Annotated in this window: 19 protein-coding genes and 1 pseudogene; 15 read left to right on the top strand and 5 right to left on the bottom strand. The window is 68.6% G+C overall.

Annotated features, from left to right (window positions below):
* Positions 1–7: 7 nt before the first annotated feature.
* Positions 8–481 (top strand): helix-turn-helix domain-containing protein, encoded by a 474-nt coding sequence (locus AB0J58_RS04540; protein ID WP_364210168.1) that lies wholly within the window; start codon positions 8–10, stop codon positions 479–481.
* A gap of 64 nt (positions 482–545) precedes the next feature.
* On the opposite strand, the gene AB0J58_RS04535 is transcribed toward AB0J58_RS04540, so the two are convergent.
* Complete coding sequence (locus AB0J58_RS04535) at positions 546–1,172, bottom strand: DUF305 domain-containing protein (protein ID WP_364210165.1); 627 nt, start codon at positions 1,170–1,172, stop codon at positions 546–548.
* Between the two features lie 251 nt (positions 1,173–1,423).
* On the opposite strand from AB0J58_RS04535, the gene AB0J58_RS04530 reads away from it, so the two are divergent.
* A complete protein-coding gene (locus AB0J58_RS04530; RefSeq protein WP_364210162.1) occupies positions 1,424–3,220 on the top strand; it encodes a hypothetical protein in 1,797 nt (598 codons plus the stop codon).
* A 91-nt stretch (positions 3,221–3,311) separates the two neighbouring features.
* Here the strand turns inward: AB0J58_RS04530 and AB0J58_RS04525 are convergent, their stop codons facing one another.
* The gene (locus tag AB0J58_RS04525; RefSeq protein ID WP_364210159.1) at positions 3,312–4,127 is read right to left on the bottom strand and encodes a crotonase/enoyl-CoA hydratase family protein; all 816 of its coding nucleotides are present in this window, start codon (positions 4,125–4,127) and stop codon (positions 3,312–3,314) included.
* Between the two features lie 318 nt (positions 4,128–4,445).
* Between AB0J58_RS04525 and AB0J58_RS04520 the strand changes: the two genes are divergently transcribed.
* From AB0J58_RS04520 to AB0J58_RS04480, 9 genes are all read left to right on the top strand, one after another.
* A complete protein-coding gene (locus AB0J58_RS04520) occupies positions 4,446–5,996 on the top strand; it encodes an acyl-CoA synthetase (protein ID WP_364210156.1) in 1,551 nt (516 codons plus the stop codon).
* The gene (locus AB0J58_RS04515) at positions 5,986–6,891 is read left to right on the top strand and encodes an OB-fold domain-containing protein (protein ID WP_364210153.1); all 906 of its coding nucleotides are present in this window, start codon (positions 5,986–5,988) and stop codon (positions 6,889–6,891) included. Before AB0J58_RS04520 ends, AB0J58_RS04515 begins: the two co-directional genes overlap by 11 nt.
* Positions 6,892–7,911 (top strand): thiolase domain-containing protein, encoded by a 1,020-nt coding sequence (locus AB0J58_RS04510; protein ID WP_364210150.1) that lies wholly within the window; start codon positions 6,892–6,894, stop codon positions 7,909–7,911. It begins immediately after the preceding gene.
* A gap of 181 nt (positions 7,912–8,092) precedes the next feature.
* Positions 8,093–9,244, top strand: coding sequence for a thiolase domain-containing protein (locus tag AB0J58_RS04505; RefSeq protein ID WP_364210147.1), 1,152 nt, complete (start codon positions 8,093–8,095; stop codon positions 9,242–9,244).
* An 18-nt stretch (positions 9,245–9,262) separates the two neighbouring features.
* A complete protein-coding gene (locus AB0J58_RS04500) occupies positions 9,263–10,849 on the top strand; it encodes an acyl-CoA synthetase (protein ID WP_364210144.1) in 1,587 nt (528 codons plus the stop codon).
* A 60-nt stretch (positions 10,850–10,909) separates the two neighbouring features.
* Entirely contained in the window at positions 10,910–11,644 is a 735-nt protein-coding gene (locus tag AB0J58_RS04495; RefSeq protein ID WP_364210141.1) for a hypothetical protein, read from the top strand.
* A 513-nt stretch (positions 11,645–12,157) separates the two neighbouring features.
* Entirely contained in the window at positions 12,158–14,032 is a 1,875-nt protein-coding gene (locus AB0J58_RS04490; protein ID WP_364210138.1) for an FAD-dependent monooxygenase, read from the top strand.
* A gap of 165 nt (positions 14,033–14,197) precedes the next feature.
* Positions 14,198–15,154, top strand: a complete 957-nt coding sequence (locus AB0J58_RS04485; RefSeq protein WP_364210135.1) for a hypothetical protein — start codon at positions 14,198–14,200, stop codon at positions 15,152–15,154.
* Positions 15,155–15,370: 216 nt separating this feature from the next.
* Entirely contained in the window at positions 15,371–16,825 is a 1,455-nt protein-coding gene (locus AB0J58_RS04480; protein ID WP_364210132.1) for an aldehyde dehydrogenase (NADP(+)), read from the top strand.
* A gap of 7 nt (positions 16,826–16,832) precedes the next feature.
* Here AB0J58_RS04480 and AB0J58_RS04475 read toward each other — a convergent pair whose 3' ends face one another.
* Positions 16,833–17,324: a hypothetical protein gene (locus tag AB0J58_RS04475; protein WP_364210129.1), complete on the bottom strand. Its 492-nt coding sequence runs from the start codon at positions 17,322–17,324 to the stop codon at positions 16,833–16,835.
* A 118-nt stretch (positions 17,325–17,442) separates the two neighbouring features.
* Here AB0J58_RS04475 and AB0J58_RS04470 point away from each other — a divergent pair.
* The 4 genes and pseudogenes from AB0J58_RS04470 to AB0J58_RS04455 all read left to right on the top strand — a co-directional run.
* Positions 17,443–17,616 (top strand): annotated as a pseudogene (locus tag AB0J58_RS04470) (4a-hydroxytetrahydrobiopterin dehydratase); the annotation flags it as partial.
* A 174-nt stretch (positions 17,617–17,790) separates the two neighbouring features.
* A complete protein-coding gene (locus tag AB0J58_RS04465) occupies positions 17,791–18,315 on the top strand; it encodes a hypothetical protein (protein WP_364210260.1) in 525 nt (174 codons plus the stop codon).
* A complete protein-coding gene (locus AB0J58_RS04460; protein ID WP_364210126.1) occupies positions 18,225–18,860 on the top strand; it encodes a transposase in 636 nt (211 codons plus the stop codon). The genes AB0J58_RS04465 and AB0J58_RS04460 overlap by 91 nt, the downstream gene beginning before the upstream one ends.
* A gap of 12 nt (positions 18,861–18,872) precedes the next feature.
* The gene (locus AB0J58_RS04455) at positions 18,873–19,052 is read left to right on the top strand and encodes a 4a-hydroxytetrahydrobiopterin dehydratase (protein WP_364210123.1); all 180 of its coding nucleotides are present in this window, start codon (positions 18,873–18,875) and stop codon (positions 19,050–19,052) included.
* Between the two features lie 212 nt (positions 19,053–19,264).
* On the opposite strand, the gene AB0J58_RS04450 is transcribed toward AB0J58_RS04455, so the two are convergent.
* Together AB0J58_RS04450 and AB0J58_RS04445 are read right to left on the bottom strand one after the other, a co-directional pair.
* Positions 19,265–20,572 (bottom strand): pectate lyase, encoded by a 1,308-nt coding sequence (locus AB0J58_RS04450; protein WP_364210120.1) that lies wholly within the window; start codon positions 20,570–20,572, stop codon positions 19,265–19,267.
* A 121-nt stretch (positions 20,573–20,693) separates the two neighbouring features.
* Entirely contained in the window at positions 20,694–22,010 is a 1,317-nt protein-coding gene (locus tag AB0J58_RS04445; protein ID WP_364210117.1) for a sugar ABC transporter substrate-binding protein, read from the bottom strand.
* Between the last annotated feature and the right edge of the window lie 123 nt (positions 22,011–22,133).

Raw genomic sequence — 22,133 nt, 5'->3', positions numbered from 1 at the left:
GCACGACATGCCAAAGGAGGCTCAGCCGCGCGAGTGCTCCATCGCCGACACCCTGGACCTGGTCGGCGAGCGGTGGAGCCTGCTGGTGATCCGCGAGCTCAGCTACGGCGTGCGGCGGTTCGACGGCATCGTGCTCAACACCGGAGCCTCCCGCGACATCCTCACCGCCCGGCTGCGCAAGCTGGAGGCGGCCGGGATCATCCGGCGGGAGCGCTACAGTGACCACCCCGTACGCTTCGAGTACCACCTCACGCCCGCGGGCGTCGAACTGTGCGACGTCCTGATCGCGCTCATGAGGTGGGGCGACCGCCACCTGCATCCCGACGACCCCCCGGTCCGCTGGCGGCACTCCTGCGGCGAGGCCCTCGACGCGATGGTCATCTGCCGCCACTGCGGCGGCGAGGCCCGCGTCGGCGCTCACTCACCCAGCGGCCGCGGGGCGAGAGCGGGAAATGCCCCGCACATGGAGACCGCCGAGTAGCGGTTGTTCCCGCGGTGCGGTGAGCCACCCGCATTCGACGACTCTCGGGACGGTCGGTGAACGGTCAGTCGAGTGGGGTGCCGCCCATTTGGGCGAGGAGTTGTTGCATGCGGTCGATCTCGATGCGCTGGTCCGCGTCGACGTCGGTGGCGAAGCGGTAGGTCTCGGGTTCCTGGCCGCCGCCGTCGGCGAAGAGTTTCTCCACCATGCTCAGCGCGCCCGTGTGGTGGCGGATCATGAACTGGACGAAGAGCTTGTCGAACTCGGCGCCGCTCGCCTTCTCCAGTTCGGTGAGCTGCGCCTCGGTGAGCATCCCGGGCATGATCCCGCCGTGCGCGTGGCCGGAGGACCCGTTCGGCACCTGCTTGAGGCGTGCCCGGAGCCAGTTCTGCATCAGCAGGATCTCGTCCTGCTGTGATGCCCTGATCCGCTTGGCGAGCAGTGACAGGTCCTTGCGGGTGCTGCGGGCGGGGACGAGTTCGGCCATCACCAGGGCCTGCGCGTGGTGCGGGATCATCCCCTGCATGAAGCGTACGTCGGCCTCGGTGTACTGCTGCTCCTCGGGTTGGGGCAGCTTCTCGCCGGTGAGCACCTGACCTGACTTCCCGGGGACGCCCGGCTGTACGACCACGGGGGCGCGTTCGGCGGTCTTCTCGGCGTCCTCGGACGTGCAGGCGGAGAGGATTGTCACGATAAGAATAAGGGGTATGACTCGCCGTAGCGGGAGTGATGAGAACATGATATAAACCCGCTTTCGACTTATTGGTGCTGAAAGTCCGTAATCAATCGATATCGCAGGGTATAGCACATCTCTCGACGCTCCGTTACTGTTTCTATGCTGACGTGCTGATCTTGGATGCTTGTATAGATATGAGCTTCGAGATCCCCTATCGCACTGCGTTGGGTCACGTCAATGGAACACTAGATAAGGAGCAGCGACCCATGAGTGAGGGCCGTGCGGCACGTTGGGGACGTGCCAAGTTGAGCAAGCTAGGGGTGGTGATCGCTACGGGGGCGGTCGTGGTCGGGATGTTGCCCGCCACGGCCGTGGCGGCCGACGTCGATCCGCGGATCGGTCTCGGTGCCGGATGGCTGGACGCGCAGGAGGCCGGCGCCGGACTGCAGCTCCTGGCACACCGCGACAAGCCGGAGGGGTTCTTCCAGCCGACGAACGTCGGCAATCTTTCGTACGCCAACTCGGACATGGCGTTCAGCGGCGACCATGCCTTCGTGGGCAACTTCCACGGTTTCAACATCTATGACATCTCCACCCCCGCGAACCCGACCCTGACCACCTCGGTGGTCTGCCCGGGTGGCCAGGGCGACGTGTCGGTCCACGGCAACCTGCTGTTCATGGCCGTCGAGGAGACGCGCGGTCGGCTCGACTGTGGCACCCAGGGCGCCAGTGGCACCGTCAACCCCGACAGGTTCCGGGGTGTCCGGGTCTTCGACGTCAGCGACGTCCGGAACCCGGTGCAGGTGGCCGCGGTCCAGACCTGCCGCGGATCGCACACCCTGTCGCTGGTGACCGGCAAGAACGACCCGGACAACCTCTACGTCTACGTCTCGGGCACCTCCAGCATCCGGTCCGGCAGTGAGCTGGCCGGCTGCGTCAACGGGGCCGCGACGGACCCGAACACCGCACAGTGGCGGATCGACGTCATCAAGGTGCCGCTGGCCGCGCCGCAGAACGCGGCGATCGTGAGCAACCCCCGCCTGTTCGCCGACCGGGAGACCGGTGCGATCAACGGCCTGCAGAACACCCCGCCCGCGCCCCGGCACCCGTCCGGCTCGACCTGGTCGCCGCAGCCGGTCACGACCCACTGCCACGACATCACCGCCTACCCGGCGATCGGCCTGGCCGCGGCGGCCTGCGCCGGTAACGGTCTGCTGCTCGACATCTCCGACCCGGCCAACCCGGTCAGGCTGGACGAGGTCACCGACCCGAACTTCGCCTACTGGCACTCGGCGACCCTGAACAACGACGGGACGAAGATCGTCTTCACCGACGAGTGGGGTGGCGGCACCGGTGCGCGCTGCCGGACGACCGACGAGCCCTCGTGGGGCGCGAACGCCATCTTCGACATCGTCGACGGCAAGATGCAGTTCCGCAGCTACTACAAGCTCCCGGTGGCCCAGGTCAACCAGGAGAACTGTGTGGCCCACAACGGGTCGCTCGTCCCCGTGCCCGGACGCGACATCATGGTCCAGGCCTGGTACCAGGGCGGCATCTCGGCCTTCGACTTCACCGACTCGGCCAACCCGAAGGAGATCGCGTTCTTCGACCGCGGTCCGGTCAACGCCACCTCGCTGACCATCGGTGGTGTCTGGTCCAGCTACTACTACAACGGCCACATCTACGGCAGCGAGATGGCCCGTGGGTTCGACGTGCTCGCGCTGACGCCGAGCGAGCACCTGGACAAGGCCGAGGTCGACGCCGCGGCCCTGGTGCGCTACGACGGCTTCAACGCGCAGACCCAGCCGAAGGTGACGTGGGCACCGAGCTTCGAGGTCGTGCGGGCGTACTACGCGCAGGCGCTGCGTACCGGCACCATGCAGCAGGACACGGCCGACAACGTGCGGAAGTTCGTCGACCGGGCCGAGAAGTTCAAGGACGGCCCGCAGAAGAAGGCCGCCGTGGCGCAGCTGAGGGCTGTCTCGAACCAGCTCGACGCCGCCGACAGCGCGCAGGCCGCGCTGATCAAGGCTCTTCGCGACCTGGCGGACGCGCTCAGCTGAGCTGAGTCGCGACAACCCGCGATGAACCGATGAGAGGGGGCGCCCGCCGGGCGTCCCCTCTTCCGTGTGAGGCCTCCCGGGCTTGGCGGTCTCACTCGCCCCGGTAGACGGCCGGGCGCTTCTCGCGGAAGGCGCGGGAGCCCTCCTTGGCGTCCTGTGAGCCGATGACCGGCCAGCCGATGCCGTCGGAGACCTTGAGCGCCTCGGCCTCGGGCATGCCCAGGGTCTCGCGGTAGGTGCGCAGGATGGCCTGGACGGCGAGTGGGCCGCACTCGGCGACCTGGGCGGCGATCTCCAGTGCGACGGCCAGCGCCTGCCCGTCGGGGACGACACGGTTGACCAGGCCCATGCTCAGCGCCTCCTGCGCGGTGACGGCGCGGCCGGTCAGCAGGATGTCCATGGCGAAGGCGTACGGGATCTGGCGCGGGAGCCGGATCGCCGAGCCGCCCATCGGGAACAGCGCGCGGCGGGCCTCGAAGAGGCCGAGGGTGGCGGACTCGGCGATCACCCGCAGGTCGGTGCCGACCAGCAGCTCGGTGCCGCCGGCCACGGCGTATCCCTCGACCGCGCAGACGATCGGCTTGGTCGGCAGCGCGTCCGAATCGCGGAGCAGGCCCTTCCAGTGGAAGTCGGGGATGGCCGCGGCCCGCTCCCTGACCCGGGGGTCCTGCGAAGGAGTGCCCATGGCCTTGAGGTCGGCGCCCGCGCAGAACGTCCCGTCCGCGCCGGTCAGCACGGCGACGCGGACCTCGGGCTCGCCGGAGACGTAGGACCAGGCGTCGGCCAGGCCGACCAGCATGTCCGAGGAGAGCGCGTTCCTCGCCTCGGGCCGGTCCAGGGTGACGACGACGACATGACCGTCGCGCTCGATCCGGCAGTGCGGCGTGCTGATCGGCAGAAGTTCCACGGGAAGACCTCCGTTACTTTACCAAGCGCTTGGTAGGCAATCCTAGGTCCGGCGCGGTCCGCACCGCCAGGCCGCCCGGCTGTGAGAAGTCCGCCCCGGACACCTTCCGGGGGCCGGATCATCGTGAAATGGTCAAGGTCCATCCGGTGGCCAGGGGTCGTATCAAGCGCTTGCTAGGTGTGCTTCCTGGGGTTAGTCTGCCCATGCGTACAAGAACAGATTCCTGTTCTATTTACCCCTTTCCGCCAGGGCTTGTCGCCATAAAGAGAACGTGATTCACTCCGGCGAGCCGGGGCCTTTCGACAGAGAGGATTTCCGATGGGTACGCTCGGTTTCTGGAGACTGGCACAGGCGGACCCCGACTGGGTGGCCGCCGTTGATCCCGACGGCACGGAACACCGCGCCGGCGACCTCCTCGCCCGCGCCAACCGCCTCGTCCACGGGCTGAGAGAGCTCGGGCTGAAGACCGGCGACGGCATCTGCGGTCTCGTGCCCAACGGCTCCGACGGGCTGGTCCTCTACCTGGCCGCCCTGCAGGCCGGCTGGTACTACACCCCGATCAACTGGCACCTCACCGGTCCCGAGATCGGCTACATCGTCGCGGACAGCGAGGCACAGGCCTTCTTCATAGACGAGCGCCACGCCACCGAGGGACTGCGCGGCGTGACCTCCTCGGGCATCGCCGGGGACCGCGTCTTCGCGTTCGGCCAGGTGGACGGGGTGCGGCCCGCCGCGGAGCTGACGGACGGGCAGCCGGACACCGCACCCGCCGACCGTACGGCGGGCGCCACCATGCACTACACCTCCGGCACCACGGGCAAGCCCAAGGGCGTGCGCCGCCCGCTCAACGGCATGGACCCCGACGACGCCGCCGAGCTGATGACCTTCCTGCTCGCCCTGTTCGGCATCACGCCGGGCAAGGAGAACGTCCACCTGGTCACCTCACCGAACTACCACACGGCCGTCACCCAGTTCGGCGGGACGGCCCTGCAGATGGGGCACACGCTCGTCTACATGGACAAATGGGATGCCGAGCAGACGCTCCGGCTCTGCGAGAGGTACCGCGTCACCAACTCGCACATGGTCCCCACCCACTTCAAGCGGCTGCTCGCGCTCCCCGACGAGGTGAGGTCACGGTACGACCTCTCCTCCCTCAAATGGATGATCCACGCCGCGGCCCCCTGCCCGGTCCCGGTCAAGTGGGCCATGTTCGAGTGGTGGGGCGACTGCATCTACGAGTACTACGCGGCGACCGAGGGCGGCGGCACCATCGCCACCCCGGAGGGCTGGAAGAAGCACCCCGGCACCGTCGGCACCGCCTGGCCGATCAGCGAGCTGCTCATCGTGGACGAGGACATGGAGCCCGTCCCGACCGGGACCCCCGGCACCGTCTACATGAAGATGATGGGCGTCAGGTTCGAGTACAAGGGCGACCGGGAGAAGACCGAGGCCGGCCGGTTGCAGGACTACTTCACCGTCGGCGACATCGGCTACCTGAACGAGGAGGGCTTCCTCTTCCTCTGCGACCGCAAGGCCGACATGATCATCTCCGGTGGGGCCAACATCTATCCGGCCGAGATCGAGAACGAGCTGATGGTCCACCCCAAGGTCGGCGACGTGGCCGTGTTCGGCATCCCCGACGAGGAGTGGGGCGAGCAGATCAAGGCGGTGGTCGAGCCGGCCCCGGGAGTGGCGCCCTCGCCCGAGCTGGCCGCCGAGCTCCTCGAGTCGCTGAGAGGCCGCCTGTCGAAGATGAAGTGGCCCAGGTCCATCGACTTCATCGGCGAGATGCCCCGCGAGCCCAACGGCAAGCTCCTCAAACGCAAGCTACGTGACCCGTACTGGGAGGGACACGAACGTGCCATCTAGCGATCCAACGACCCTGCGGGCCCGGCACGCGCTGGAGTTCCCCGGCGGTTACACGCGTACGACGGGACCGGTGATCGGACGCTTTCTCACCGAGCTGCGGGACGGACGCGTCGTCGGGGTCCGTACGGCGGCCGGGCGGACCCTGGTGCCGCCGCTGGAGTACGACCCCGACACCGGCGACGCCGTCACCGAGGAGTTCGTCGAGGTCGGTCCGGCCGGGACCGTCGAGAGCTGGGCGTGGGTGAACACCCCGAGGAAGGGCCATCCGCTGGACCGGCCGTTCGCCTGGGCACTGATCCGGCTGGACGGAGCCGACACCGCGCTGGTGCACGCGGTGGACGCGGGAGACGTCAAGGCCATGCGCCCCGGGCTGCGGGTACGCCCCCGCTGGCGGGCCGAGCGCACCGGGCACATCACCGACATCGAGAGCTTCGTTCCCGAGGTCACCAGGATCGTCTCCGAGGTCCGCGTCGAGTACTCGCTCCGGCCGGGCCTGGCGCTGGCCCGGTTCCTGCAGGGCGTCGCCGAGGGTGTCCTCATCGGCTGCCGGTGCGGCGGCTGCCACAAGGTCTACGTGCCCTACCGGCTGTCCTGCCCCGAGTGCGGAGTCTCGATCACCGAGGAGGTGGTCGTCCCCGACACCGGCACGGTCACCACCTTCGCCATCAACAACCTGCCCGACCCGCGCGCCCCCGAGGTGCCGTTCGTCTCGGCCTACATCCAGCTCGACGGCACCGACATCCCGATGATCGCCCTGGTCGGCGGGATCGCGGCCCACGAGGTACGCCAGGGCATGCGGGTGCGGGCCGTGTGGGTGCCCGAGGAGGAACGGACGACGTCCATGTCGAACATCAAGTGGTTCGCCCCCACCGGCGAGCCGGACGTGGAGCTGTAGATGCGTGAGATAGCGGTCGTCGCGTTCGCGCAGACCCGGCACAGCGCCGTCGACGAGGGGCAGAGCGAGTCCGAGCTCATCCTGCCCCTGCTGGAGACGGTCAGAGCCGCCACGGGGCTGCGGAAGTTCGGCTTCACCTGCTCGGGGTCGTGTGACTACCTGGCGGGCGCCCCGTTCTCCTTCGTCTCCGCGCTCGACGCGCTCGGTGCCTGGCCGCCGATCTCGGAGAGCCACGTCGAGATGGACGCGGCCTGGGCGCTGTACGAGGCCTGGGTCAGGCTGCAGCACGGCGACGTCGACTCGGCCCTGGTCTACGGCTTCGGCAAGTCCTCCCAGGGGGACCTGCGGGAGATCATGACGCTCCAGCTGGACCCGTACTACCTGGCCCCCCTCGGCCTGGACCAGGTCTCCTTCGCGGCGCTCCAGGCGTCGGCCACCGGGGCGGAGCGGGCCGAGCTGGACGAGATCGTGCGGCGCAGCCGCGCCGACGGGAGAGCCAACCCCTACGCCCTCGACCTGCCGGAACCGGCGGGGGAGGGGGGCGAGGTCGAGCCGCTGCGGCCGTACGACATCGCCCCGATCACCGACGGCGCCGCCGCGGTGGTGCTGGCGGCGGGAGACCTGGCCAGGGAGCTGTGCGAGCGCCCCGCGTGGATCACCGGGATCGCGCACCGCATAGAACCCCACTACCTGGGCATGAGGGACCTCGCCCGGTCGGCCTCCGCCGCCGATGCCGCACGAGCGGCGGGGGTCGGCAAGGGTGACGTCGAGGTGGCCGAGCTGCACGCCCAGTTCAGCCACGAGGAGATCATCCTGCGCCGGGCGCTGGAGCTTCCCGGGGGCACCCGGGTCAACCCGAGCGGCGGCCCCCTGGCGGCCAACCCGGTCATGGCCACCGGCCTCATCAGGATCGGCGAGGCGGCCCGGCACATCCTGGACGGCACCGCGAGCCGCACCCTCGGACACGCCGCCAGCGGCCCCTGCCTCCAGCACAACCTCGTCACCGTGATGGAGGTCTGAGCGACCATGGAGCGAACCCGACGCAGTGAGCGGAGTGGGCCGCGCGGCGGAGCAAGCGGTTCGCGGAGCGAGCGAGGAGCGGTGAGCGACCATGGGGCGGAGCGAACCCGACGCAGTGAGCGGAGTGGGCCGCGCGGCGGAGCAAGCGGTTCGCGGAGCGAGCGAGGAGCGGTGAGCGACCATGAGTAATCCCTGTGCCGTCATCGGTGTCGGTCAGACCCGCTACACGACCAAGCGGCGCGACGTCTCCATCGCCGGCCTGGTCCGCGAGGCGGCCCTGCGCGCTCTGGAGGACGCGGGCCTGACCTGGAAGGACATCGACGCGGTGGTCATCGGTAAGGCGCCCGACCTGTTCGAGGGCGTGATGATGCCCGAGGCGTACCTGGCCGACGCGCTGGGCGCCGCGGGCAAGCCGATGATGCGGGTCCACACCGCGGGCTCGGTCGGCGGCTCCACCGCGCTCGTCGGCGCCTCGCTGATCCAGGGCGGCGTGCACGACCGGGTGCTGGTGGTGGCCTTCGAGAAGCAGTCGGAGTCCAACGCGACCTGGGCACTCTCCACCCACCAGCCGTTCAGCGCCTCGCTGGTCGTCGGCGCGGGCGGCTACTTCGCCCCGCACATCCGCGAGTACATCCGCCGTTCCGGCGCCCCCGAGCACATCGGCCACCTGGTGGCCGTCAAGGACCGGCAGAACGCCCTGAAGAACCCGTACGCCCATCTGAGGATCCCCGGGATCAACCTGAAGATGGTCGAGTCGACCCCGATGCTCTGGGAACCGATCCGATATCTCGACACCTGCCCGTCCTCCGACGGCGCCTGCGCGATGGTGCTGTCCGCCGCCGGCAAGCTGACCGACAGCACGCCGGCCTGGGTCCTCGGCACCGCGATGCGTTCCGAGCCGATCTTCCGCGCGGGCCGCGACACGGTGAACCCGCAGGGTGGCAAGGACTGCGCGGCGGACGTCTACCGGCAGGCCGGCATCACCGACCCGCGCAGGGAGATCGACGTGGCGGAGGTGTACGTGCCCTTCTCCTGGTACGAGCCGATGTGGCTGGAGAACCTCGGCTTCGCCGCCGAGGGGGAGGGCTGGAAGCTCACCGAGTCCGGGGCGACCGCGCTGGACGGCGACATCCCGTGGAACGCCTCGGGCGGCGTGCTGTCGAGCAACCCGATCGGCGCCTCCGGGCTGATCCGGTTCGCCGAGGCGGCGCTCCAGGTCAGGGGGATGGCGGGGGAACACCAGGTGGACGGCGCCAGGCGGGCCCTCGGGCACGCGTACGGGGGAGGCGCCCAGTTCTTCGCGATGTGGATGGTCGGCAGCGACAGACCCTGATCCCCCCGGGAGGGGCACATGGAGTTCAACCACGCAGATCTGTTCGAGGGGATCGTGGACGCGGTCGGGGACCGCACCGCCGCCATCTGCGGAGATGATCGCCGGACCTACGCGGAACTGGACGCGGAGGCCGACCGGCTCGCGCACTACCTGCTCGACCGGGGCGTCTCGGCCGGTCAGCACGTGGGAATCCACCTCTACAACGGCATCGAGTACCTGGTGGGGATGCTGGCCGCGCTCAAGATCCGGGCCGTGCCGATCAACGTGAACTACCGCTACGTAGAGGCCGAGCTGCTCTACCTCTACCAGGACTCCGACATCGTGGCACTCCTGTTCGACGTGGAGTTCGACAGCCGGGTGGCGGCCATCGCCCCGCAGGTCCCGCGGCTCCGGCACCTGATCGCGGTGGGCGGGGTGTCCGAGGTCGAGACCGCGGTGCCGTACCAGGAGGCACTGGCGGCCGGGTCGCCGGAGCGCGGGTTCCCCGCGCGGTCCGGCGACGACGTCTACATCATCTACACCGGTGGCACGACCGGCATGCCCAAGGGCGTGATGTGGCGGGTCGAGGACCTGTTCTTCGCCTTCGGCGGCGGCAATCCGGGTGGGGAGCCGCGGGCGACGCCGGAGGAGGTGATCGAGGCGGCGGCGGCCTCCGGGCCCGTCACCATGCTGGCGGCGGCCCCGCTGATGCACGGCGCGGCCCAGATGGCCACCTTCATCACCTGGTGGATGGGCGGGACCATGGTCTACGTCCGCAAGTTCGACGCGGCCGAGGTACTGCGCGCGATCGAGCGGGAGGGGGTCCTGACGATCAACATCACCGGCGACGCGATGGCCCGTCCGCTGATCGACGAGCTCGCGGGCGGCGGCTACGACCTGTCGTCGCTGTTCGTGCTCAGCTCCACCGGCGCCATCCTGACCGGCTCCCTCCGCGACCGCCTGGCGGAGCTGCTGCCCGGCAGGATGATCCTGGACAACTTCGGGTCCAGCGAGTCCGGATACACCGCCTCGGCGGTCCCCGGCTCCTCGCCCGAGTCGGGCCAGCGCTTCCAGGCCAACGTCGCGGTCAACCTGGCCGTGCTCAACGAGAGGCTGGAGCCGGTCAAGCCCGGCGGGGGTGAGCTGGGCATGGTCGCCAGGAGCGGCCGGATCGCCTACGGCTACTACAAGGACGACGACAAGACCGGCAAGACCTTCGTGACCGACTCGGGCGGTGTGCGCTGGCTGCTCACCGGCGACATGGGCCAGGTCGAGGAGGACGGTACCATCACGATCTTCGGGCGAGGCTCGGTCTGCATCAACACCGGCGGTGAGAAGGTGTTCCCCGAGGAGGTCGAGGCGGTGCTCAAGGGGCACCCGGCGGTCTTCGACGCGGTCGTCACCGGCATCCCCGACGAACGCTGGGGCAGCCGGGTCGCCGCGGTGGTCGAACTCCGTCCCGGCGCGACCCCTTCGGTGGCGGACCTCGACGCGCACTGCCGGGCGAGGCTCTCCGGTTACAAGGTGCCCAGGACCTTCGCCTTCGTCGACGAGATGGTCCGCTCCCCGGCGGGCAAGGCCGACTACCGCTGGGCCAGGGAAACCGCCCAGGCCGCCAGGTCCTGACCCGCCTCCCGTGGCGGAAAGGCGGGTGAACCAAGTCGGTTCCCGGGTCGTCACAGTGATGTGATCCGTTCTCTGCTGGCCGCCGTGCTCCTGTTGACCGGCTGTTCCGCGACCGCCGAAACCACCGCGACCCCCGAAACCACCGCGACCGTCGCGCGGACCGGAGCCCAGACCGACGACGTCGTGGTCCGGTTCCTCAGGTGCGGCCCGATGACCTGCGTCGGCGGTGACAGCCTGAGCGTCACCGGCGACGGGCGGGCCGTCTCGCTGCGGGACGGGGAGCTGGTCGCCGTCCGGCTCTCCGCGACCGAGCTGGGGGACCTGCGGGCCGGGCTCGTCGAGGCCCTGGCGGGACGGGAGGGCACCCTCGACCGTACCGGGGGAGCCACCGACCAGCCCTTCGCCGTCATCACCGTGACCGGCCAGGACGGGAAGGTCCACGAGAACCGGCTGGAGGGGGCGCCGCTGGTGGAGGACGAGCGGATCGTCGCCGCCGGTGAGCGGCTCACGGCGCTGACCGGCCGGATCCGGGCCACCGGCACGCCGGACCGCACCGCGCCGATCGAGGTGACGCTTTACCAGGACGAGAACACCGACCCGGTACGGCGGATGACCTGGCCCAAGGGTGTTCCCACGCCGGCCCTGCCCACGCCTGACAGCTGGATCACCTCCCGGGTCTACCGAGGGCAGGAGGCGAAGACGCTGCGGGCCGCCCTGGGCGCGGCCGAGGACAACGTGGAGGCGAGGATCGGGAAGCGGACGCTGATCGCCAGCTGGAAGGCCGAGCTTCCGTGATTCACGGAATATCCGAGGCGTTCTTCTGCCGGTGAGAATGATCCAACGTTTCACCGCTGAGCAGGCCGCCCGCCCGTGGGCCGGAACACCGGGCTTCCACGGGCCCGAGGGCGTCCCGCGCGGGGAGCCTCGGTTCGCGGAACACCGGTCGCGGACGGTCCGGGCGGCGTCGTCGGCGAGGTGCCGGAGGCCGGCCTGCCGGTGAGGGGAGCGCCGCCCCCGCGCCTGGATTCGAGCCGGGCGGTGCCGGCCCCGCCCGAAACCGCCGGGCCCGCTTGCAGCTGACTTGAGCGCGCCCCGTGTCATGAATCCGAATAGGTGAATCCGTCCTGGTCATACCGCTCCCAATCTGGTTCAAGCCGTTTCCAAGAGGATCTTGCTGGGGTTGTGGTGTTGGACCGGCGAGGTAGGAGGTCCGATGACTGTGTCGAGATTTCTGCGATTGCCGGAGGCCGCGCCCGCGGCAGGTCGGGCAAGTCAACGCGCTGGGCTGAAGGGAACTGTTACCGCGATATGGGTGGTACGGAGGAGCTTTCGGAGGCGACGGATGTCGTCATCATGGGAGCGGGGATCATCGGACTGCTCAACGCCCTGAGCCTCGCCAAGCGAGGTCTGCGGGTGACGATAGTCGACGACGTGGTTCGCCAGAAGCGGAGCTTCAAGGTCGGGGAGTCGTTTCTCGTCTCCACCGGTTTCGCGCGGACCGTCGGCGAGCTGGACGATTTCCTCAACGAGGAGTGCTTCACCAAGCTCGGTGTCTGGTTCACCTATGGCATGGAGGGAAAGAAGGAATTCGACTCCCCGGCGGAGTGGGTGATCGCGCCGCTGTCGGAGTACACCGTGTCGCATCCTTCGGACAGCCATGAGGACCACTATCTCTACCGGATGGCCGAGGACAAGAAGTGGTTCCGGTCGCTGACCGTCGATATGCAGATCTGCCGTCCGGAAACCGAGGACGTGCTTTTGAAGGTGGTGCGCGACCACCCTGGAATTGATTTCAAGGACAGTGCGCGTATTACCGACCCGGGCATATCCGATGGTGCCTTCCACACGGTCTCGTGGGCTGATTCCGTAGCGAACACGAGCGGTCGACTACGCGCTCGGTGGGTCGTTGACTGTTCCGGCAGGAACCGGGTGCTGGCGCGTTCACTCGATCATGTGGCGGAAAAACGAGAACTCGTCGACGGCTTCCAGACGACGGCTCTCTGGGGCCAGTTCTCCGGGCTCGAAGAGGAGATGTTCGAACCCCTGTGGCGCTATCAGGACCCGGACGGGGCTTCGAGTCGCCGCGATCTGTACACCCTGCACCTGTGGGGTGAAGGATACTGGATCTGGATCATCCGCCTCTCCGGGCAACGCGTGAGCGTCGGGGTCACGTACGATCAAAGGTGCCAGCCGCCGGGAAGGACCCCCCGCGACAAATTCTGGGAGATAATCCGCCGCTACCCCGTTTTCGACGGAGTTCTCTCCGAGGAGACGCTGCTCGAGTTCCGGTCGTATCGCAACGTGCAGTATTTGACCGACACGTTCATACACCCGAAACGCTATGCGATGGTGGGTGACGCCTCCTCGATCATCGACGCGTACTACAGTCAGGGAATCGGCCAGTCGTGCCAGACCTCATGGCATCTGGCGAACATCATCGAAAGGGATCTCAAGGAAGACCGCCTGGACACCCGCTACATAAGGCGAGTCAACAAGAGCACGTACCAGGACTGGCTCATCATCCGGAACATGGTCCGTGAGAAGTACACCCCGGCGATAGCCGATCCGCGTTTCTTCCTGCTCTCCCACATGCTCGATCTTCTGGTGATCTGGTCCAACGGCACCGCCAGGACCCGCTGGTGTCACTGGTTGAGCGCCACCGGCGGCCACAGCGCCCTGGAGGATCGCAGGACGGCCGCCAGCCGAAAATTCTGTGAACGCCGGCTGTTCTACTCGAACGCCCCTATCTGGGGCTGGCTTCCCGTCGCGTCGGTTCGTCGCTGGCAGGGACGCATGCAGGCGGGCCTGGCGGAGCGGGCCCGCTGGCGCGTCGAACACGGCGAGCGGGTCGCCGGAACGTACTGCCAGATATCGCTGACCCGCCCTTTCCCCCGCCTCTGGCGCGCTTTGCTGGCCGAGCCGACGAGGACCGTCGACGTCTCCTCGACCGACTACGTCTCACCGCGGGAGATCCGGCTGGGCAAGGCGAGGGAGTCACGTCCCAGGTTGCCGATCGGCACGTGGCGGCGATTCTCCCTCGTGCTGAAGTTGCGCACCCACGCCCTGGCCATGCTGATCATCGCTGGATACGCGGTCGACGCCGCTGACACCGCCGTGCGGCGGCGCCGGCACCGCAAAAGATTCGCGTCGCCGGAGAAGGCCGGCGCTGTGCGCCCGGAATAGCCCGTCGGCGGTGACGGCACACGAGTGCGAATCGGCTGACCGTCGTCGCCGGGCTGTGGCCATCCGCGTCGCCTCCTGCTGAGTCGACGACGGATCAGCCTCTTCGCGCGTTCCCCTTCATTCGAAGCCAGACAAGTCAGAAATTCACGAAAGGCGAATGTTCGCATGCCCCTCACAACGAAAGTCGCCTACGTGCATCTGGGGCAGACCCATGATGAATTCCCAGAGGTGGCCAAGGCCCTGGAAGAGCGGGGAGTCTCCGCGGTCCCCGTCCACCTGGACGATATGGACCGTACCGACTGGGCGAGCTTCGACCTGGTCAACCTTAGAATGTGCCGCGGCTTCCAGAAACATGATGACTTCGCCGAACGGGTCTCCGTGCTCGGCCGCCATGTCGAGAAGGTCGGCGGCCCCGGGGTCCTCGTCAACCCGTCCACACTGATTCCCAGTGGGTACGACAAGTCCGTCTACCTTCCGATGCTGGAAAGCGCGGGCATCGCCACCGTGCCGACCAGATGGCTCCAGCGCGGCACTCCCAGCAGCCTGACGGGCGTGATGGCGGCTGAGGGCTGGGAGGACGTCGTGGTGAAGCCCGCCGTCTCCTCGCGATCCTGGCGGACGTTCCGGGCAGGCACCGGAAGGGGCGCCGACCGGCGGGGAGAGGACCACCACCTGCTGCCCGACGACGGAAAGGCGGAGTCGCTGTTCGAGGAACTGCTCGCCGAGCGCACCATCGGCGTACAGCCCTTCCTGCCGGGTATCCTCGGCGCTGGAGAAACCTCCTACATCTTCCTGGGGGGTGGTTTCAGTCATGCTGTCCACAAACGTGTCGCCGACGACGGCTGGTTCGCCCACGAACTCTTCGGAGGAACGATCGCCGCTGTCACGCCGAAGCGCGCGGAGCTGGACTGGGCGGCCCACGTCGTGAACACACTCACCGAGCATTACGGAGAGCTGCTCTTCGCCCGTGTCGACGCGCTGCCGGGTGATCTGGGAACTCCCGTCCTGCTGGAGTGTGAACTGGTCGTACCTCGCCTCTTCCTCCGGGAGGGTGACGGCCTGTCGCGCTATGCCGCGGAGGTCGCCGCTCGCGCCGGGGTCAACAGGGCGGCGCGCGGCTGAGCGCGGCGAGGGTCACGAGCGGTACGAGAGCCGGATACCGGTCTTCCGTCGAAGGCCGCCCTTCCGCGAATCGGGGAATGTTCAAGGTGCCGGGGTTGGTGCCGTTGAATGTTCTGGAAACCGTCGCGCGTTGGGTGGCCTCGATGAGGGAAAGCGCTTACCGTAAGAGGGTGGCCCCCGTGGCGTGACAGACGTCATTGCAGAAAGGCTCTCGTGTTGATCCACTCGGTTGACCCCAGGACCGGCGAGTCCGCCGGTGATCCCTACCCCCTGACCTCGGACGGCGAGGTGGACGCGGTCGTCGGAGCCGCCCACGCGGCGGGGCCCGCCTGGCGTTCCGCCGACCGGGCGCCTGTGCTGGAGGCGGTCGCGGCGGCGCTGGAGGGAGGCGTCGAGGAGCTCTGGCGCGCCGCCGACGCCGAGACCGCGCTCGGGGAGACCCGGCTCCGCGGCGAGGTGGGGCGGGCCGCGAGCCAGTTCCGGCTCTTCGCCCAGGTGCTGCGGGACGGCGGGCACGTGGAGGCGGTGATCGACCACGCGACGGCCCAGCCGCCGGCCCCCGACCTGCGCCGGATGAACCACCCGCTGCCCGGCGTGGCCGGCGTCTTCGCGGCGAGCAACTTCCCGTTCGCCTTCTCGGTCGCCGGCGGTGACACCGCCTCGGCACTGGCCGCCGGATGCCCGGTGGTGGTCAAGGCCCACGACGGGCACCCGCGCACCTCGGAGCTGTCACAGAAGATCATCCAGAGCGCGCTGCCCGATCCGGCACTCCTGGGCCTGGTTCGCGGGCTCGACGCGGGAAAGCGGCTGGCCACGCATCCCTCCGTGGTGGCCGTGGGGTTCACCGGCTCGATCCCCGGCGGCAAGGCCGTCCAGGCTCTCATCGCCGAGCGCCCGGAACCCATCCCCTTCTACGGCGAGCTGGGCAGCGTCAACCCCGTCGTCGTGCTGCCCTCGGCCGACCGCGAAGGACTCGCCCAGGGGTTCGCCGCCTCGCTGACCCTCGGCACCGGCCAGTTCTGCACCAACCCCGGACTGGTCTTCGTCCCCGACGACACCGAACTGCTGACCGCCATCTCCGAGGCGGTCTCCGCGACCGCGGGCGGGCCGATGCTCACCGAGCGGATCCGGGGCGGCTTCCTGCACGGGCTGGCCAGGCTCGGCAAGCTCACCACCCTGGCCGAGGGGCGGCCGGGCGAGGGGGCCTTCGCGGTGGCGCCGCAGGTGTTCGTCACCGACCTGGCGTCGTTCGCCGGAGCCCTGCCCGACATCGCCGAGGAGTGCTTCGGCCCGGCCTCCGTCGTCGTGGTCTACGACGACGCGGCGGAGTTGCCCGCCGTACTGGAGAGGCTGGACGGCTCGCTGACCGCCACGATCCACGCCACCGACCCCGGTGAGGCGCGCGATAGCGCCGAGGTGCTGCTCAGGAAGGCGGGCCGGCTTATCTGGAACGGCTGGCCGACCGGTGTCGCGGTCCGCTGGGCCATGCACCACGGCGGCCCCTGGCCCGCGAGTACGGCCGCCGCGCACACCTCGGTCGGCGCCGCCGCGATCCGCAGGTGGCTGGTCCCCACCGCCTACCAGGACTGGCCGGCCGAGCTCCTCCCGCCCGAACTGCGCGACGACAACCCCCTCGGCATCCCCCGCCGGGTCGACGGGGTCGTCTCCTAGACGCGGGTCACCTACCGGCCGTTGCTCCTCCGACCTGCCCGGTGGCCTGTGCCCCCCTCGCGGGGAGCCGGCCGCCGACGGGCGCAGGACCGCCTCGTCTCTCCTTGATGTCCCGGTCGCCGACCAGGAGATAGCGGGTGCCGGGTCCCAGGTTGAGGCAGGGGCGTCGGCGGCTGTTCTGCCGGGCGGGGTAGGGCAGCCGGTCGAAGTTGTCGACGTGCAGTCCGATCCGGTGGCCAGTCGTGGAGTCCTCGGTGCCGGTGAGCCGCCCGGGCGGGCTGGCCGCGCAGGCGAGGCGCCTGCGCGGCCAGCGGCCTTCCAGTGGGTCGAGAGCGGTCGCGGCGTCCACACGGCCTTGTAGATCATCGAAGGCGAACACCGGCAGAGGCTGGGCGACCAGCTCGATCACCACGCTGGTCGGGGTGGTGTCATCGGGCCGCAGCCGGTCGGCCTCGTCGTCGCCGAGGGGCTTCCAGTCCTCCCGAGGGACGACGGCCACGCCGTCGTCGCTGAGGGAAATCCCTCGCCGCGCGACTGCTTGGGCAGACACCTCGTCTGGCAGAGAACTGAATGAGATCATTTCTCACTTCAACTGACCGTATGACGCGGAGATACCGATGGCCCCTCAGCTGTTGTCCGAAGAGCAGATCGTCGCCCATCTGGCCGAGCTGCCAGGGTGGGAGCGTGAGGGGCAGGCCATAGTCCGAACGTTCAAGCACGCCTATCACGAGTGCGTACATCTGGCCATGTACGTCGCGGCCAAGGCTCGCGAAGTCGGCCACCACCCTGATATTCACCTGAACCTCCCGAGGATGCCCCGGCCTTCAGGCCGGGGAGGAATCGGGAGCGGGAGGACCGTCCAGGCCCGAGTGTGCCCTGACCGGTCAGTCATGTCGATCGGGTTCTTTCCGAGTCGTGTAGAGGAAACACGGAACGGAAGAACCAGCGAATGGCATACTCGGCGCGTGCTGGTGACGGAGATGCTGAAACTCGCCCCGAGTGCTGAGCAGCGCGAGGCGCTGCTGGCGACGATGCGGGCATGCAACGCCGCCGCCAACCGTGCCGCCGAGGTGGCGTTCGAGCACCGCACCGCCAGCAAGATCGCCTTGCAGAAGCTGGTGTACGCCGACCTGCGGGCCGGGTTCGGTCTGTCGGCGCAGATGGCCATCCGGTCGATCGCCAAGGCATGCGAGGCCTACAAGCGCGACAAGAAGATCAAGCCGGTGTTTCGTGAGCTGGGTGCGGTCGCCTACGACCAGCGAATCCTCACCTGGAAAGGCCGCGACGCGGTCAGCGTCCTCACCCTCACCGGCCGCGTCGTCGTCCCCGTCGTCTACCGGGGCCGCTGGTCGACGACCGCACCGTACGGGGACAGGCCGATCTCCTCTGCCGCGACGGCATGTTCTTCCTCGCCGTCGTCGTCGACGTGCCCGAAGCACGGCGGGGTGACGAGCCGGACGAGTGGCTGGGGGTGGATCTCGGCATCGTGAACCTGGCCACCGACTCCACCGGCGAAACCCACACCGGTAAGGGCGTACGCACCGTCCGGCGGCGTAACGTCCGTCTGCGCGCCCGCCTGCAGGCCAAGGGCACCAAGTCCGCCAAGCGCCTCCTGAAGAAACGCAAGCGCATTGAGTCCCGGTTCGCCCGGGACGTCAACCACGTGATCAGCAAGAAGTTGGTCGGTAAAGCCAAAGACACCCGGACCGGGATCGCCCTCGAAGACCTCGAAGATATCCGTGATCGGGTAACGGTTCACAAGGCTCGGCGTGCCGACCTGCACTCGTGGGCGTTTCACCAGCTGCGCACGTTCGTGACCTACAAGGCCGCCCTCGCGGGCGTGCCCTTGCGTCTGGTCGATCCTCGTAACACCTCTCGCACCTGTCATCGGTGCGGGCACTGCGACAAGCGCAACCGTCCCAGCCGGGACGACTTCAAATGCCTCGGCTGCGGGTTCGCCGGCCCCGCCGACCACAACGCTGCGATCAACATCGGTCGCAGGGCAGTGAGTCACGCTGCCGACGACGCGGCCTGAACCGTGCACCCCATGCACGGCAAGGAGCTGCAAGCTCGGTCCCTTCAGGGCCGAGAAGCTGACATCACCTGGCAGCGGATCCGATTCGTGATCACTACTCACGACGCCGGAAACCGCCTCACAGCCAAGGACTTCGAACTCGCCCGCCACATTGACGTGATCGCCGCCGGCCACGGCGCCGAAACGGTCTGAACTCACGATCGGAGCGATCTCGCTGTGTCACGGAGTCTCCCAGTCGAAAGGTGCCGGACACCTTGGTAGGTGTCCGGCACCTTTCGCTGTGTTGCGGGGCACTATGCCGGCCCGTTCGGTCCGGTGGGCGGCTTCTGAAGGGGCCACCTCACCGGTCCACCGCGCTCAGGTTTTCGACCGCACGTTCGCGATCTCCGCTCAGGTACGGAGCGTTAGCCGATCTTGCCTGAGCCCGCGTGCCGGGAGACGGACCGGCGCACCGCCGAGGCCGGTTCGATCGCGGTGTGCAGGGTGGGGGTCCAGCCCGCGTCCGTGCCGAAGTCGGGGTCGTGGGCGGCGTTGTAGGCGGCGACGAGGTCGAGTGGGACGACGGGCCCGCCGACGCGGAGCACGTTCCCCCTGGCGGTGAGGGACGTGCCGCCCCAGTTGTAGAGCAGGTTCGCCGGAGCCACGGCCCGGCTCAGCCGGAAGAAGTTGTTCTCGGCGAAGATCTGCGACTGCACGCCCACGCCGAGGGCGTACACGAAGGTCGAGGCGTCCGGGATCTCGTAGTAGTTGTTGTAGACGTGCACCTGGCCGAAGCGCACCCGGGGCAGCCGCTGGAGCGTGTTGTCGAAGTGGTTGTGGTGGACGGTGACCTTCAGCTTGCCCGCGTCGGTCGCCGGGTTGTTGGTCGAGCCGATCAGCATCGTCTTGTCATGGTCGGCGAACCGGTTCCAGGAGGCCGTCACGTAGTTGGAGCCGCTGGTGATGTCGAGCTGCCCGTCGTGCACCTGGTAGGGCCTGCCGAAGTACAGCGGCTGCTTCGAGTCCGGGTTGTCGCCGTCGGTGAAGGTGTTGTGGTCCACCCACACGTGCGTCGAGCCGGTCACCGAGATGTTGTCGTAGAGGGAGTTCCAGTTGCCCTCGTCGCCGTCGGTCGGGTCCCACTGCGGGAAGCAGTCGGCGGTGTCCTCGAAGTCGATGTTGCGGACGATGACGTTGTCCGCCTTGTCGATGTGCAGGTTGACGCCCCGGATGCGCGCGTCCTTGCCGAGGCCGACGATCGTGGTGTTGGAACCGACCTTGAGCTTGATGTTGGCGGTCTGCCTGGCGGCCGAGGCGGCCCGCGCGTCCTCCAGCGGGCCCGAGGGCTCGGTGTCCCTGCCCCACACCGCGGGGTCGTACGCGGCCAGGTAGGCCTCCAGCGTGTAGCCGCCGGTCGCGTAGTCCGCGCAGGTCCTGTCGGTGTCGATGGTGCCCTTCACGTAAATGATCTTCGGTGCGGGCGCGGCGAGCGCGGCGGCGAGCTGGGCCCGGGTGGACACGGTGTGCGTGTTCGACGCCGGCGCGGCGGCGCCGCCGGTGGTTCCGGTGCCCTCGGCGGCCCAGCCGTCGTTCGCGGGCAGGGTCTGGCGGCCGAGGTCCGCCTTCCGCCCGGCGGGTGAGGCGGTGGGGGTCTCCGGGACGGCGGCGGATGCGGCCGGGGCGGTGAGGACCGCCAGGGAGAGCAGGGCGGTGAGCACGACGGCTCGTTTCATGGTGGTTCCTCCACAGGTCAGGTGGGAGGGGAGGCTCCGTGAGAACCTCGGGAGCCTTCCGGAATGGCGAAGGCGGGCGCGCCCAGGTCAGGGATGGGCGCGCCCGCCCCGATGGTCAGGCTCAGCCGCCGTTACGCTGCTTGTACGACGCCTGGGCCTCCGTCAGTTTGGCCGCGAACGCGTCCAGGAAGTCCTTGGGGGACAGGGTGCCCTGCAGGACCTTCTGGAACTCCGGCTCCATGTCGGTCTTGGTGATCGCGTTGAACTCCGGCAGGTGGTAGGGCATCTGCACGATCTTCGTCGCTGGGTCATTGAGCACCTTGACCGCCGCGGCGATGTGCTGCAGCCCCGCGATCCACGGCTCGTCGTTGACGTCGGTGTTGGCCGGGAGCACGCCGGTCTGCTCCGACCAGTAGCTGTTCATCTCCTTGGAGGCGGCGAACTCCGCGAACTTGTACGCGGCGTCCTTCTTCTCGCCGGAGGCGAACACGCCGATGCCCGAGACCGGGTTGGACAGGATCGCCTGGACGCCGCCGTCGGACTTGGGTACGGGCATGGCCGCCACGTTGCCCGCGCCGATCGTCTTGACGTGGTCCTGGTACGACCCCAGGTTGTGCTGCATGATCGCGATGTTGCCGCCGTCGAACTGGGCGACCATCTTCGTGTAGTCGTTGCTGATGTCGGCCTCGGGAGTGACCTTCTTGTACAGCCCGGCCAGCTTCTCCAGGGCCGCCACGTTCCTCGGGTCGTTGACCGTCGCCTTTCCCGAGGCGTCGAAGATCTCGGTGATGCCGGACTGGCCGTACACCACCTCCAGCATCTGCGCGATCGAGCCCGCCCCGCCGCGGATGGTGAAGCCGTAGCGGTTCTTGGCGGTGTCGGTCAGTTTTTCGGTGGCGGTGAAGAAGTCGTTCCAGGTCGTGGGCGTCTTGAGGCCGGCCTCCTTGAACCAGTCGGTCCGGTACCAGAAAACACCCATATTTGTAGACATGGGAACCAGGTAGGTCTTGCCGTCGGGCACGGTGCCCTTGACCGTGCTCACCACCTGCTCGTTCAGCTTGCCGTTCAGCGCGCCACCGGAGATCCGGGCGTCCACCGGCTCCAGCGCCTTCTGCGCCACCAGGCTCGACAGCATCGCGGTGGAGACACCGCCCACGTCGGGCAGGCCGCCTCCGGCGATCGCGGTGTCGTACTTCTGCTGCGTCTGGGCGATCGGGATGCCGACGTACTTCACCTCGATGGACGGGTTCGCCTTCTGGAACTCGGCGATGATGTGCTGCCACACCGGGGTGCGCGCCGGGCCGCCGTTGTCGTCCCAGAAGGTGATCGTGGTCTTCCCGCCGGAGGACTCCGGCTCCTCCGCGCCGCACGCGGCGAGCCCGGTGCCGAGCGTCAAGGCCGTGGCCAGGATCGCCAGGCGCTTTGAGGGTGAAGTCATTGCTCTCTACCTCTCTGTGTCGTGTCCCCCGACATTGCTTGACCGTATGGGTGCCGAACTCCGCCCGAGGCACTCCGCTGTCCCGGGTCGGTCACATCGCGTGAGATGCCGTACCGCCTCTGG

Source organism: Streptosporangium sp. NPDC049644 (assembly GCF_040675205.1).
In the GTDB taxonomy this organism is placed as follows: domain Bacteria; phylum Actinomycetota; class Actinomycetes; order Streptosporangiales; family Streptosporangiaceae; genus Streptosporangium; species Streptosporangium fukuiense.
The sequence above is the reverse complement of the archived record's forward strand: the minus strand, read 5'-3'. Positions and strand labels throughout refer to the sequence as shown.